The sequence below is a fragment of the Arhodomonas sp. AD133 genome, from assembly GCF_051195215.1.
Classification (GTDB): domain Bacteria; phylum Pseudomonadota; class Gammaproteobacteria; order Nitrococcales; family Nitrococcaceae; genus Arhodomonas.
Window position 1 is genome coordinate 36673 of the sequence record NZ_JBNAZM010000027.1, and the last position, 13720, is coordinate 50392.

Genomic DNA, 13720 nt, shown 5'->3' on the forward strand with positions numbered 1-13720 from the left:
CCTGCCGTGACCCTTCGGACACCGCGCGTCCGGTACGTGACACGGCGTTTCGCCACCCGCGAGCATGGGGTTGGCCCGAAACCTGCAAGGTTCCGTCCGGAACGCGACGGAGGGGCGCCAATGAGCAACGTGAACGTTCAACAGGCACTCGCGGAGATGCGCACGCTCGCCGCCCAGGCGAAGGCGGGTCCGCAGGCGGCGGAGCCGACCGGCAAAGCCGAGGGCGCGGATTTCCAGGGGCTGCTGCGCAACGCACTGGAGACGGTAAACGGCTTGCAGCAGGACAGCAGTCAGAAGACCGACGCCTTTCTCAAAGGAGACGACGTGTCTTTGACGCAGGTGATGGTCGCCGGTCAGAAATCGCGCGTCGCCTTCGAGGCGGTGAAGCAGACGCGAAGCCACCTGCTCGAAGCCTATCGCGAGATTTCGCGGATGCAGGTCTGATAGGTCATGGCGCAAGCGAGTCAGGCGCTCACGCGGCAACAACAGGGGACCGCCGCGACGGATGTGCGCGAGCCGCCCAAGGACGGCCAGGGCCGTCTGGGGCAGCTCGCCAGCGAGTATCTCGGTGAGCGGACTTTTCGCCAGCTCGCCTTGATTCTCGGCCTCGCGGCGGCGATCGCCCTGGGCGTGGGTCTGGTCATGTGGATGCAGGAGCCGCTGTACCGGCCGCTGTTCTCCGATCTGCCCGCAGAGGATGCCAGCGCGGTCATGGACGCCCTCCAGGCGGCCAACATCCCGTTCGAGCTCGAGCAGAACACCGGTGCCATCCTGGTGCCCGCCGACCGCCTCTATCGCGCGCGCATGACGCTTGCCTCCCAGGGCCTGCCGCAGACCGGGGACGTCGGCTTCGAGAGTCTGCGCGAGGATCCCAGCTTCGGTACCAGCCGGTTTCTGCAGACAGCGCGTTTCCATCGCGCGCTGGAGACCGAGCTCGGTCGGACGATTTCCAGTCTCCGCGCCGTGCGCGAGGCCCGGGTACACCTCGCCTTGCCGGAGCGCTCGGCGTTTGTCGGTGAGCAGCGCCAGCCGAGCGGCTCGGTGACCGTGGGCCTGTTCGCCGGGCGTTCGCTGACTGATGGCCAGGTACAGGCGATCGTGAACATGGTTGCCAGCGCCGTGCCCGAGCTTCCGGCTGAACGCGTGACCGTGGTGGACCAACAGGGCCGGCTTTTGAGCAGCGAGGGCGAGTCCGGTGGCAGCGATGTCTCCGGGGAAAAGCTCAACTATCAGCGCCAGCTCGAGCGCAGCTACGTGGAGCGCATCCGCAGTCTGCTCGCGCCCATCGTCGGTGCCGAACGGGTGCGTGCACAGGTGGACGCACGCGTGGACTTCACCGTGAGCGAGCGTACCGAGGAGCGCTACGACCCCGATGCCCGCGCCATCCGCAGCGAACAGCTCAGCAGCGAGCGCAGCCTGCGTGGCGAGGAGGCCATGGGCATTCCGGGGGCACTATCGAATCAACCGCCGGGGGGCGGCGAGCTCGGCGATTCGCAGCAGGGGCAGGACGCCGAGGCGCAGGGCGAGCAGGCGCAGGGTGAGCAGAACGCGGACGAGAATGCGCAAGCGTTGGTGGACACCAGCGAGAGCGCGACCCGCAACTACGAGGTCAACCGCACCGTCGAGCACGTCCAGGATCAGGTCGGCGAGGTTCAGCGCCTGTCCGTCGCCGTGCTGGTGGACGAGCCCACGACCACCAATGACGAGGGCGATACCGTGCGCGAGCCCTTCAGTACCGACGAGCTCGCCGAGATCCGGTCACTGGTGGAACGCGCCGTGGGCTTCGATGCCGACCGGGGCGACAGCATCGATGTGGTCAGCACGCGCTTTCGCGAAAGCCCGGCGCCCGCCGTCGAGGGGCCGCCGCTGTGGGAGCAGCCTTGGGCCTGGGAAGTGGGGCGTCTGCTGCTCGCCGCCCTGCTGGGTCTGGTGCTGATTCTCGCCGTGCTGCGGCCGCTGGTGCAGGGCCTGACCGGACGGGACCGGCGGGGGCGTGACCGAACCGGCGGCGAAGAAGCGGGCGAAGGCGACGATCACACCCAGGAACTGCCGGGGCCGGAGCATGCTCAGCTAATGGCCGAGCGTGCCCAGCATCAGATCGAAGAGGGCGGCAACGAGTATGACCAGAAGGTTCAGACGGCGCGCGAGGTCGTCAGCCGCGAGCCGGCCCTGGCGGCGAACGTGATCAAGGGCTGGCTGGGCGACAACGAGTGACGGGGCGGTGAGCGATGAACGGTGCGGAGCGGGCGGCAATCTTTCTCATGACGCTGGGCGAAGACGAGGCCGCGGCGATCATGCAGCACCTTGGGCCGAGGGAAGTGCAGCAGCTCGGCGTGGCGATGTCCAATTTGAGCAACATCTCCAAGGAGCAGGTCAACAGCGTGCTCGACGGCTTCGTCTCCACCGTCGAAGAGCAGACTGCGCTGGGCATCGGCAACACCGATTACATCCGCTCGGTGATGGTCAAGGCCCTGGGCGAGGACAAGGCCGGCGGCATTATCGATCGCATCCTCATGGGCGGCAACACGCGCGGTCTCGAGCAGCTCAAATGGCTCGACCCCAAGACCATCGCCGAAATGATCCGGCTGGAGCACCCCCAGATCATGGCCATCGTGCTCGCCTATCTGGACTCCGACCAGGCCGCGCAGGTGCTCGCCGAGCTGCCCGAACGAATCCGCCATGACATCGTCATGCGGGTGGCGACGCTGGAGAGCATCCAGCCGGCGGCATTGCAGGAGCTCGACGAGATCATGGAGCGCCAGTTCTCCGGTAAGCAGCGGATCAAGTCCTCGTCCATCGGCGGGGCGCAGTCCGCCGCCAACATCATGAACTACCTGGAGTCGTCCGCCGAGAGCTCGATCATGGAACATATCCAGGAGAGCGATTCGGAGCTCGGCGACCGCATCCAGGATCTGATGTTCGTCTTCGACGATCTGGGCGACGTCGACGACCGCGGTATCCAGCTGCTTCTGCGCGAGATCAACACCGATACCCTCGTGCTCGCCCTCAAGGGGGCCGACGACCGGGTCAAGGACAAGATCCTGCGGAACCTCTCCCGGCGCGCCTCGGAGATGCTCAAGGATGATCTCGACGCCAAAGGCCCGGTGCGGGTCAGCGAAGTGGAAGCGTCGCAGAAGGAGATCCTCGCCGTGGCCCGGCGTATGGCCGATGACGGTCAGATCATGCTCGGAGGAGGGGAGTCCCTGGTATGAGCGAACGCACCCGTGTCATCCCGGGCGAGGAGGCGGCCACCGGCATCGAGAGCCCGTGGCGCCTGCCCAGCATGGATGTCGACCCCGGGCCCGCGGCCGAGGAGGAGGAGGCCCCGGCACCGCAGATGCCCAGCGTCGAGGAGATCGAGCGGATTCAGGCGGAAGCCCGCGCCGAGGCCGCCGAGCAGGGCCGGCGCGAGGGCTATGACGCCGGTTTCGCCGAGGGCCGTGAGGCGGGCCTCGCGCAGGGTGCCGCCGAGGTCCAGGAGCGGGGGCGCCGGTTGAAGGGGTTGATCGATTCCATCGCTGCCCCCGCCGCCGAGCTCGACGACGCGGTCGAGGAAGAGCTGGCGTCGATGGCTCTGGCTGTCGCCCGCCAGGTGATCCGGCGGGAGCTCGTCAGTCAGCCCGGCGAGATCATCGCCGTGGTGCGCGAGGCCGTCGCCCTGTTACCGCTGACCAGCCGCGAGATCCGCCTGCGTGTGCATCCCGACGACGCCGCGCTGCTTCACGAGCAGGGCATCGAAGGCGACTGGCGCCTGGAAGAGGATCCGGCCGTCAGCCGCGGCGGTTGCCTGGTGGATACCGACACCTCGCACGTGGACGCGAGCCTGGAGCACCGCATCGCGAGGGTGGCCGCGGATCTGCTCGGCGATCAGCGCGCCGGCGACGATGATGCGGATGCTGTCGACGACACGGATGGCGGGGCCGCAGAGGAGCCGTCATGAGCGGGGCGGCACGCGTCGACTGGGTACAGCGGCTCGCACGGCGGCGCGAACGTCTGCACCGCCCCGAGCTGATCGTGGAAGGCCGGTTGCGGCGCATGGTCGGGTTGACCCTCGAGGCGGACGGGTGCGAGGCGCCGGTGGGTTCGCGCTGCGAGATCCGCGGTCACGGCGATCACTGTGTCGAGGCGGAAGTGGTGGGCTTCGCCAACGGCCGGCTCTACCTCATGCCCACGGGTTCGCTCCACGGTGTTACCCCCAATGCCCGCGTGCTGCCCCGGGAGCAGGCGCTGGCCGCGAACGTGGGGCCCGACCTGCTCGGCAGGGTGCTCGACGGCGGCGGTGTCCCCCTGGACGATGGGCCGCCGCCGGAGGCGCCGCACCGGATGCCCCTGGCCGGGCGGGTGATCAACCCCCTCGCGCGTGCGCCGATTCGCCAGCCGCTGGATGTCGGAATTCGGGCCATCAACGCCCTGCTCACCGTGGGGCAGGGCCAGCGTATGGGCCTTTTCGCGGGGAGCGGCGTGGGCAAGAGCGTGCTCCTGGGCATGATGACCCGCTACACCAACGCGGATGTGGTGGTGGTGGGGCTGATCGGTGAGCGTGGCCGTGAGGTCAAGGAGTTCATCGAGGACATTCTCGGCCCCGAGGGGCTGGCGCGTGCCGTGGTAGTGGCCGCCCCCGCGGATACTTCGCCGCTGATGCGCATGCATGGCGCCATGCTCGCCACCAGCATCGCCGAGTACTTCCGCGATCAGGGCCAGCGCGTGCTGCTTCTGATGGATTCGCTTACCCGCTATGCCCAGGCCCAGCGGGAGATCGGCCTGGCCATCGGTGAGCCGCCGGCCACCAAGGGCTATCCGCCGTCGGTATTCGCCAGGCTCCCGCAGCTCGTCGAGCGTGCCGGTAACGGCCGCGCCGGGCAGGGCTCGATCACCGCGTTCTATACCGTGCTCACCGAGGGCGACGACCAGCAGGATCCGGTGGCGGATTCCGCGCGCGCCATTCTCGACGGCCATATCGTGCTCTCGCGCGCGCTCGCCGAAAGCGGGCACTACCCGGCGATCGATATCGAGGCCTCGGCGAGCCGTGCGATGCTCAACATCGTGGATCGCCCGCAGATGGAGGCGAGCCATCGGCTGCGGCGGCTGTTCAGCACGTACCGGCGCAATGAGGATCTCATCAACGTGGGGGCCTACCAGCAGGGCAGCGACCCGCAGGTAGACGAAGCCATCGCCTATCACGAACCGATCATGCGCTTTCTGCGCCAGGACGTGCGTGAGGCGGTGAGCTTTGGCGACGCCATCGCCGAGCTGCATGATCTGATCGGCGCAGAGGCGGGCAGTGAGCTGGCCTAGACATCGTGATGCAGGGAGAAACCGTGTCGAGACGTTCCGAGCGCATGCAGCCGATCCAGCGGCTCGCGGGCGATCGCTCCCGCGAGGCGGCCCGCGTGCTCGCGCAGCGGCGCGAGGCCCTGGAGCAGGAAACCGAGCGCCTCGCTCAGTTGAGGGGGTTTCGGCGCGAGTACGAGCAGCGCCTGGCGCTGTCCGGGCAGAACGGCATCGACGCTTACCGGCTGCGCGACTACAACGCGTTTCTCGCCCGCATCGATACCGCGATCACGCAGCAGCAGCAGAGCATCGACGGCCTTCAGGCAGAGGTCGAGCGGCTTCGCGACGACTGGTTGCGGGCGTGGGGCAACGCGCGGGCGCTGGAGCAGCTGGTCGCCCGCTACCGTGATCAGGAACGCCGGCGCGCGGAGGCACGCGAGCAGCGCGATAGTGACGAGCTCGCCCAGCGTTTGGGCGGCAATGGGGACGTGGAGGGTCAATGATGCAGCCGATCAAATCCGTCGCCGGGGTGCTGTCGTCCGACGGCGCACCGGTCAAGGGGGCGAGGGGGGGCGACGGCGAGTCGTTTCTCGGACGCCTGAGCGCCAGCCTCGAAGAGCTCACCGGCCGCGAGGTCGACAGCGATCAGATCGCCGCCTGGCTCGCCGGTGAAAGCCCCGAAGGATTTCCCGGTGGGGAGGAGCTGGCGAAGCTCCTGCAACAGCTTCTGCCCGGGTCGGGAGACGCCGACGCGTCGGCGTTGCTGCCGGAGACAGTGGCGGAGTCCGATGGTGATGGCACCAATGGCGAGGTGGACGTCGCCGCCCTCATCGGTGCGTTGGTCGCTTCCGAGGGGGGTGGCCGGGCCGGGGGTGCCGGCGGGCTGCAGCAGGCCAAGGCGCTGTCCGCCAGCCTCCACGAGCGCAACCCGGCGGCCGTGCGCGAGCTCGTGGACGGACTGCGGCCCGCCGCCGAGCGCGGTGACGGTCAGGGATTCCGTGAGCTCGTGGCCACCGTGGCCGCCCTCGACGACGGCACCGCGACGGTCTCCCGACCGACGACGCAGAGTGCTGCGACCGCGTCGCTGCGTGTCGCCACCCCGGTGGGGCAGCCGGGCTTCACCCAGGCGGTGGGCGAGCAGGTCACGTGGATGGTGCGAAACGAGGTACAGTCCGCACGGGTGCAGCTCGATCCGCCGGATCTCGGGCCGCTGGAGATAACCGTCTCGCTGCGTGACGACCGCGCCAGCGTGGCGATACACGCACAGCATTCGGCCACCCGTGAGGCGTTGCTCGCCGACAGCACTCGCTTGCGCGCCATGCTCGAGGACAATGGCTTCACCGGGGTCGACGTCTCGGTGCGCGAGGACCGCCCGGACGGCAGCGGCGCCGGCGAAAGCTTCACCGGCGGCGGTGATGGCCGGGGTGGCGGTCATGACGGCGAGGCGGGAGGCGCCGGCGACGGCGCCGCGCCGGCGGACGGCACCACGGGCGTGCGGTTGGGGCGGGGACTCGTCGACCATTACGTCTGAGGCCGGTCAACGCCGCCCGAACGTGCCGCTACCGGCCGCGGCCGGTGCATCGGTGGGGTCAAGTTTGCGCCCCGGGGGCCGATGGCCGGGGTGACGAGCTTTGCCAACAGGATGCGTATATAGCGATGAGGGACTTTGAATCAATGGGTGCGGCTCTTGGTCCGGTTGTGACCGGCGCAGCACCGCGGCGGCGCCAGCGGGGAATGTCCGTGCTGGTGCTCGTGCTTATCGTCGTGCTGGGCATGCTGGTGCTCGGTGGCGGGACCGTCGCCGCACTCTATTTCACCGGCGTCATCGGCGGTGGCGACCCGGCGTCTGCGGAACAGCCGGAGGAACCCGAGCCGGAGCCGCCGCAGTACCTGCCGCTCGAGCCGCCGCTGGTGGTCAATATCGACAACAGCGGGCGTACCAGCTATCTGCAGGTGGGTGTGGAGCTCATGGCGCGGGACAAGAGCGTGATCGAGGCGGTGCAGTCACACATGCCGGTGGTGCGGAACAATCTGTTGCTGCTCTTCGGTAACCAGTCCCAGGAGGAGATCACAACCCGTGAAGGCAAGCAGGCGCTGCGCATGAAGGCGCTTGCCGAGGTGAACACCGTGCTTGCGGAGCAGTCGGTGGAAGGCGAGATCGAGGCGGTGTATTTCACCTCCTTTGTGGTGCAGTAACGGGCCGTCACACCATGAGCGATCAGGACATCCTCAGCCAGGACGAGATCGACGCGCTGCTGCACGGCATCGACGGCAGTGACGTGGGCGCCGAGGCGGAGGAGGAGGCGCCGCCCGGCGAGGCGCGGACGTTCGACTTCCAGAGCCAGGAACGCATCGTGCGTGGGCGCATGCCCACGCTGGAGATGATCAACGAGCGTTTCGCGCGACTGTTCCGTATCGGGCTGTTCAACATGTTGCGCAAGGCGCCCGAGGTCTCCGTGGGCGGGCTGGAGATGATGAAGTTCTCCGAGTACGTCCACACCCTGTTCGTGCCGACGAGCCTCAACCTGGTCAAGGTGCCCCCCCTGCGGGGCAGCGCGCTGTGCATCCTGGACCCGAAGCTGGTGTTCATCCTGGTGGACAACTTCTTCGGCGGGGACGGACGCTATTTCACCAAGATCGAGGGCCGGGAGTTCACGCCCACCGAGACACGCGTCATCCGCATGGTGCTCGACCAGGCGTTCTCGGACCTCTACGAGGCGTGGTCACCGGTGCTGCCGGTGGAGTTCGAGTATGTCTCCTCCGAGGTCAATCCGCAGTTCGCCAATATCGTCTCGCCCTCCGAGGTCGTGGTGGTCTCGAAGTTCCAGGTGGAGCTCGACGGCGGCGGCGGGGAGTTTCACGTGACCCTGCCCTACACCATGATCGAGCCCATTCGGGACGTGCTCGATGCCGGTGTGCAGAGTGACCGTAACGAGGTGGACGAGCGCTGGATCCGCTCCCTGCGCGACGAGATGAAAGGCGCGGAGGTGGAGCTGTCCTCGACGCTCACGGAGGTGACCATCGGCCTGCGCGATCTCATGCACATGAAGGCCGGTGATGTCATCCCGGTGGAGCTTCCGGAGACGGTGACACTGCGTGCCGAGGGCGATGTGCCCGTGATGCGCGGGCGGCTCGGCCAGTCCAATGGCCAGTACGCCATCCAGATCACCGAGCAGCTCCGTGCGCCGGAGCGCGAGAGCCTGATCAAGCTGAGGAATAACTGACATGAGTGACGAGGACCGCGAGGACGATCAGCAGGCGCTTGGCGACGACTGGGAGGCCGCTCTTGCCGAGCAGCAGGGCGATGACGGCGTCGACGACGAGCCATCGCCGTCCGACAGCGCGCCGGCGGATGCGGATACCGATACCGATACCGATACCGCGCAGCGCGCCTCGTTGGATGATCTCGAGCCCAGCGGCGAAGGGCCGGAGGACGAGGACGTCAACCTGGATGTGATCCTGGACATCCCGGTGACTCTGTCCATGGAGATCGGGCGTACCAAGATCAGCATTCGTAACCTCCTGCAACTCAACCAGGGATCGGTGGTGGAGCTGGACCGGCTGGCCGGCGAGCCCATGGATGTCATGGTCAACGGCACGTTGGTGGCCCACGGCGAGGTGGTCGTGGTCAACGAGCGCTTTGGCATCCGCCTCACCGATGTCGTCAGCCCCAGCGAGCGGGTGCGCAAGCTCAAATGACACGCCATGCCGTTGCCATGGCCGGCCTCGTGCTGCCCGGCGTGAGCTGGGCGGCGGAGTCCGGCGGGGTGGATACCGGAGCGCTGGTGCGGCTCACCCTGGGGCTCGCCGCCGTGCTCGCCGTGATCGTCGCGCTCGCCTGGGCCATGCGACGTATGGGGCGCTTCACCGGGGGCGCGGCCGGTCGTCTGCAGGTGCTCGGCGCCGTTTCGGTGGGCCAGCGTGAGCGGGTGGTACTGCTGCAGGCCGGCGACCGCCAGCTCCTGCTCGGTGTCTCGCCCGGGGCGGTCCGCACGCTGCACGTTTTCGACGAGCCCATCGCGCCGGCGCCCGGCGAGGCCGGCGAGACGGCGGGATTCGCCGCACGCCTGCGTGGTGTCATGGGCGAGGCGGAGCGCTCGTGATGCGGCGTTGGCTGCCCTTGCTGGCGGCACTGGTGGTGGCGCTGGCGCCGCTCGCCGTCGCCGCGCAGACCGACGGCGTGCCGGCGGTGACCATCGAGCAGACGGAGAAGGGCGAGAGCTGGAGCGTGAGCCTGCAGATCCTCGCGCTCATGACCGTGCTCACGCTGCTGCCGGCGATTCTGCTGATGATGACCGCGTTCACGCGCATCATCGTGGTCCTCGCCATCCTGCGTCAGGCGATCGGCACTACCAGCACGCCGTCGAACCAGGTGCTCGTCGGGCTCGCGCTCTTTCTGACGCTGTTCGTGATGCAGCCCGTGTTCAACGAAATGAATCAGCAGGCGCTTCAGCCCTACCTGGCCGAAGAGGTCGGCGCGGTCACCGCCCTCGAACGGGCCGTGGAGCCGTTGCGGGGGTTCATGATGGAGCAGACACGGGAAGCCGATCTGGGCATGTTCCTGGAGCTATCGGGTACCGGCCGCGTGGAGGGCCCGGAGGCGGTGCCGCTCACCGTGCTGGTACCGGCGTTCGTCACCAGTGAGCTCAAGACGGCGTTCCAGATCGGCTTCATCCTGTTCCTGCCGTTTCTGGTGATCGATCTGGTGGTGGCGAGCACGCTCATGTCCATGGGCATGCTCATGCTCTCACCGATGATCATCTCCCTGCCGTTCAAGATCATGCTGTTCGTGCTGGTGGATGGCTGGTCCATGGTGATGGGCACGCTTGCCGGCAGCTTCGGCAGCGGGTGAGGCGGCGCGCCACTGCGCCAGGACACCAGGAATTGATCAACTGACTCCGGGGGGATCATGGAACCGGAAATGGCGATTCAGCTTGGCAAGGAAGCGCTCACCGTGGCGATCCTCATTGCCGCGCCCATTCTCCTGTCCGCGTTGGCGGCCGGCCTCGTCATCGGCATGTTCCAGGCGGCCACGCAGATCAACGAGCAGACGCTGTCGTTCGTGCCGAAGCTCGGTGTGCTCGCGCTGACGCTGTTCATCGCCTCGCCCTGGATGCTTGGCGTGTTGCTGGACTTCACCGAAGGCCTGTTCCGGAACATTCCGGCCTTCGTGCGATAGCGCACGGTGGCAGGCGGGGCTACCCTTATCGGTGACCGTTGGGTTCGGCGATGGTCCGTCAACGCCTGAGCCGGGAGCGATTCGGTGAGATATGCGGGCTAGCGACGCTTACGACCTGCGAGCCTGTCTGCGTAGCGCGGGCATGCGTGCCACCCGGCCGCGGCTGGCGCTGGCGGCGTTGATCTTCGAGGCCGGCCATCGCCACCTCACCGCCGAGGGGTTGCATCGCGAAGCGGCCCATACGGGCACGCGCCTGCCGCTCGCCACCGTCTACAACACCCTTCACCGGCTCACGGAGGCGGGGCTATTGCAGAGGATCGTCGTGGACGCACGCCGCAGCTACTTCGATACCAACACCACCCCCCATTATCACTTCTTCGACGAAGACCATGGCCGTCTGGTGGACATTCCCGCCGAAGCGGTCGAGTTGAGCCGCCTGCCCGAAGCACCGGCCGGCACCGAGGTCGAGAGCGTCGACGTCATCATTCGCGTTCGCCGCACCGGGTGAGTTGCCGCCGGTCGGGGCCGCTTTCTTGGAATCATTCCAAGAAACTTGACGATGCGCCGTGTGGTGCTAATAAGAACAATACGACCACTACCGGCCTGCGTGGCCCGGGGCGGTCGGTCACTACCCGCAAGGCTCCCGCTTCAGGAGGTGGGTCATGGCTGCACTGCACGGCTCCAAGACGCATCAGAACCTTCGTGACGCTTTCGCTGGCGAATCCATGGCGAATCGCCGGTACCTCTACTTCGCGCAGAAGGCGGACGTGGAGGGCTATAACGACATCTCCACGGTGTTCCGTTCCACCGCCGAAGGCGAGACCGGGCACGCTCACGGCCACCTCGAGTTTCTCGAGGAAGTGGGGGACCCGGCCACCGACGAACCCATTGGCAACACCGAAGCCAACCTGAAATCCGCAATCGCCGGTGAGACCTACGAGTACACGGACATGTACCCGGGCATGGCCCGCGACGCCCGCGATGAAGGCTTCGAAGAGATTGCCGACTGGTTCGAGACGCTCGCCAAGGCGGAACGATCCCACGCCGGCCGCTTCAAGAAGGCGCTCGATGGCATGGAGGCGCTCTAGCGCTGGTTGACCGCTTCCGGGCACGCAGTCCGCTGAGTACCCCCCCCGGCGATCGCGGGCGGGTGGCCGTTCCCCGGCTCATCACGTCGGCTGCGGCGTGAGTCGGGGGCGGGCGGCGGTGCCCCGTCGTTTGTCGTCGCGAGCAGGAGCGAGCCATGAGCGAAGGCGGTCTCGGCGCGCCCACGCGCCACCCCATCGACTGGAAGAACCCGGATTACTACGACCCGGAGAAGCTCGCCGCCGAGGAGCGGCGGGTATTCGACATCTGTCACGGTTGTCGCCGGTGCTTCAACCTCTGCGATGCTTTCCCGCGGCTGTTCGATCTCATCGACGATTCGGAGACAGGGGAGCTCGACAGCGTCCCCGACAGTGCGTTTCAGCAGGTTGCAGACGCCTGCACGCTCTGCGACATGTGCTTCATGACCAAGTGCCCGTACGTGCCGCCGCACGAGTTCGACGTGGACTTTCCGCATCTCATGCTGCGTCACCGTGCCGTCGAGGAGCACCAGGGCCGGCACGGCTTTGCCGACCACGCACTCACTCGCACCGACCGCAACGGCCGCCTCGCCGGGCAGCTCGCACCGCTGGCCAACTGGGCGAACCGGCGGGGCAACCCGATCACCCGACCGGCGCTCGAGCGCATCGTGCACGTGCACCGGGACGCGGAGCTACCGCCGTTCCACCACCGGACGTTCGTCAAACGCGCACACGCTGTGCCGGCGGTCAACGGCGAGGCGCCGGGCCACGGCCGCAAGGCGGTGCTCTACGCCACCTGCTTCGCGAACTACAACAATCCCGACATCGGCGAGGCGACCCGTGTCGTGCTGGCGCACAACGGTGTCGAAACCGAGGTGGTCTACCCGGGGTGTTGCGGGATGCCGAAGCTGGAGCAGGGCGATCTCGAAGGCGTTGCCGAGGCAGCCGGGCGCACCGCCGATTCGCTCCTGCCCTGGGTGGACGCGGGCTACCGTGTCATTGCGCTGGTGCCGTCATGCGCGCTCATGCTCAAGTTCGAGTGGCCGTTGATCGTCGACGATCCGGCCATTCAACGACTCGCCGAGAACACCACGGACGTCGCGGAATACGTGGTGGATATCGCCCGTAACGAAGGGCTCGCCGACGGGCTGCGGCCCCTCGACGGCGGCGTCTCGCTGCACCTGGCCTGCCATGCCCGGGCGCAGAACATGGGGCCGAAGGCGGCGGACATGCTGCGCCTGATCCCGGATATCGATCTCGACATCCACGAGCGCTGCTCCGGGCACGGCGGGGCCTGGGGCGTCAAGAAGGAGAATTTCGAAGTCGCGATCAAGGTCGGGCGGCCGGTGGCCAGGCGCATAGCCTCGAGCGGCAAGCAACATCTCGCCTCGGAGTGCCCGCTCGCCGGCGCCCATATCGTCCAGGGGCTGGAGCGGCAGGCTGACGAGGGGGCCGCGCCGGCGCACGGCGGCTCGGTGCATCCCATTCAGTTGCTCGCCCGTGCTTACGGGCTCGTCGACTGAGACGACGAGGAGGAGACACCATGGCCAGGCAGATCACCCGCGCGGACATTATGAGCATGGAGGACTACGGCGCCATTCGCCGCGAGAAGGCGAGCGAGATCGCCGCCCTCAAGCGTCACCGCCGCATGGCGGTGGGCCCCCACGCCACGCTCTACTTCGAGAGCTACGACACCATGTGGCGGCAAATTCACGAGATGCTGTTCATCGAGCGTGGCGGCGAGGCGCAGATCGACGACGAGCTCTCCGCCTATAATCCGCTCATCCCCAACGGGCGCGAACTGGTCGCGACGCTCATGTTCGAGATCAGCGATCCGGAGTACCGTCGGCGCTTCCTGGCAAAGCTCGGCGGTGTGGAGGAGACGGTATCGATACGCGTGGGCGATGACCGTATACAGGCCCAGGCCGAAACGGACGTCGATCGCTCCACTGCCGACGGCAAGGCGTCGACGGTGCATTTCCTGCACTTTCCGTTCACGCAGCTGCAGATCGAGCGCTTCAACGACCCGGACACCGAGGTGGTCGTCGCGATCGACCACCCCCAGTACGCCCACATGGCCCGCATGCCCGATGAAGTGCGTGCCGCGCTCACCGGCGATTTCGAATGAACGGACGTAGGCCGGGCTACGGGCGCGCAGGCGCATCGGAGACCGGCATGGTGATCGGCGCGGCGAAGCCGCACGTTC

The 13720-nt window shown here is 67.5% G+C and carries 17 protein-coding genes; all 17 read left to right on the forward strand.

All coding sequences use genetic code 11. The annotated features are described in order from the left end of the window. Positions 1–120: 120 nt before the first annotated feature. Positions 121–444, forward strand: coding sequence for a flagellar hook-basal body complex protein FliE (fliE, locus tag ACPEES_RS14665; RefSeq protein WP_435104269.1), 324 nt, complete (start codon positions 121–123; stop codon positions 442–444). A 6-nt stretch (positions 445–450) separates the two neighbouring features. Then, the gene (gene fliF, locus ACPEES_RS14670; protein ID WP_435104270.1) at positions 451–2214 is read left to right on the forward strand and encodes a flagellar basal-body MS-ring/collar protein FliF; all 1764 of its coding nucleotides are present in this window, start codon (positions 451–453) and stop codon (positions 2212–2214) included. A gap of 14 nt (positions 2215–2228) precedes the next feature. Next, complete coding sequence (gene fliG, locus ACPEES_RS14675) at positions 2229–3212, forward strand: flagellar motor switch protein FliG (protein WP_435104271.1); 984 nt, start codon at positions 2229–2231, stop codon at positions 3210–3212. Then, positions 3209–3940: a flagellar assembly protein FliH gene (locus ACPEES_RS14680; protein ID WP_435104272.1), complete on the forward strand. Its 732-nt coding sequence runs from the start codon at positions 3209–3211 to the stop codon at positions 3938–3940. Before fliG ends, ACPEES_RS14680 begins: the two co-directional genes overlap by 4 nt. Further along, on the forward strand, positions 3937–5295 hold the full coding sequence (gene fliI / locus ACPEES_RS14685; protein ID WP_435104273.1) for a flagellar protein export ATPase FliI: 1359 nt from the start codon (positions 3937–3939) through the stop codon (positions 5293–5295). The genes ACPEES_RS14680 and fliI overlap by 4 nt, the downstream gene beginning before the upstream one ends. 23 nt (positions 5296–5318) lie before the next feature. Continuing rightward, positions 5319–5774, forward strand: coding sequence for a flagellar export protein FliJ (fliJ, locus tag ACPEES_RS14690; protein WP_435104274.1), 456 nt, complete (start codon positions 5319–5321; stop codon positions 5772–5774). Continuing rightward, positions 5771–6802: a flagellar hook-length control protein FliK gene (locus ACPEES_RS14695; RefSeq protein WP_435104275.1), complete on the forward strand. Its 1032-nt coding sequence runs from the start codon at positions 5771–5773 to the stop codon at positions 6800–6802. The genes fliJ and ACPEES_RS14695 overlap by 4 nt, the downstream gene beginning before the upstream one ends. Positions 6803–6945: 143 nt before the next feature. Beyond that, positions 6946–7467 carry a flagellar basal body-associated FliL family protein gene (locus tag ACPEES_RS14700; RefSeq protein WP_435104276.1) on the forward strand — a complete coding sequence of 174 codons (522 nt, stop codon included), beginning with the start codon at positions 6946–6948 and terminating at the stop codon, positions 7465–7467. 14 nt (positions 7468–7481) lie between these two features. Next, positions 7482–8495: a flagellar motor switch protein FliM gene (gene fliM, locus ACPEES_RS14705; protein ID WP_435104277.1), complete on the forward strand. Its 1014-nt coding sequence runs from the start codon at positions 7482–7484 to the stop codon at positions 8493–8495. 1 nt (position 8496) lies between these two features. Beyond that, positions 8497–8970, forward strand: a complete 474-nt coding sequence (gene fliN / locus ACPEES_RS14710) for a flagellar motor switch protein FliN (protein ID WP_435104278.1) — start codon at positions 8497–8499, stop codon at positions 8968–8970. Continuing rightward, positions 8967–9374, forward strand: coding sequence for a flagellar biosynthetic protein FliO (fliO, locus tag ACPEES_RS14715; RefSeq protein WP_435104279.1), 408 nt, complete (start codon positions 8967–8969; stop codon positions 9372–9374). Before fliN ends, fliO begins: the two co-directional genes overlap by 4 nt. After that, positions 9374–10123 (forward strand): flagellar type III secretion system pore protein FliP, encoded by a 750-nt coding sequence (gene fliP / locus ACPEES_RS14720; RefSeq protein WP_435104280.1) that lies wholly within the window; start codon positions 9374–9376, stop codon positions 10121–10123. Before fliO ends, fliP begins: the two co-directional genes overlap by 1 nt. Before the next feature lie 57 nt (positions 10124–10180). Next, on the forward strand, positions 10181–10450 hold the full coding sequence (gene fliQ / locus ACPEES_RS14725) for a flagellar biosynthesis protein FliQ (RefSeq protein ID WP_435104281.1): 270 nt from the start codon (positions 10181–10183) through the stop codon (positions 10448–10450). A gap of 91 nt (positions 10451–10541) precedes the next feature. Next, positions 10542–10958 (forward strand): iron response transcriptional regulator IrrA, encoded by a 417-nt coding sequence (gene irrA, locus ACPEES_RS14730; RefSeq protein WP_435104282.1) that lies wholly within the window; start codon positions 10542–10544, stop codon positions 10956–10958. Positions 10959–11112: 154 nt separating this feature from the next. After that, the gene (locus ACPEES_RS14735) at positions 11113–11538 is read left to right on the forward strand and encodes a rubrerythrin family protein (RefSeq protein WP_435104283.1); all 426 of its coding nucleotides are present in this window, start codon (positions 11113–11115) and stop codon (positions 11536–11538) included. Between the two features lie 155 nt (positions 11539–11693). Beyond that, positions 11694–13037 (forward strand): heterodisulfide reductase-related iron-sulfur binding cluster, encoded by a 1344-nt coding sequence (locus ACPEES_RS14740; protein ID WP_435104284.1) that lies wholly within the window; start codon positions 11694–11696, stop codon positions 13035–13037. 20 nt (positions 13038–13057) lie between these two features. Then, a complete protein-coding gene (locus ACPEES_RS14745) occupies positions 13058–13642 on the forward strand; it encodes a DUF3501 family protein (protein ID WP_435104285.1) in 585 nt (194 codons plus the stop codon). Positions 13643–13720 lie beyond the last annotated feature (78 nt).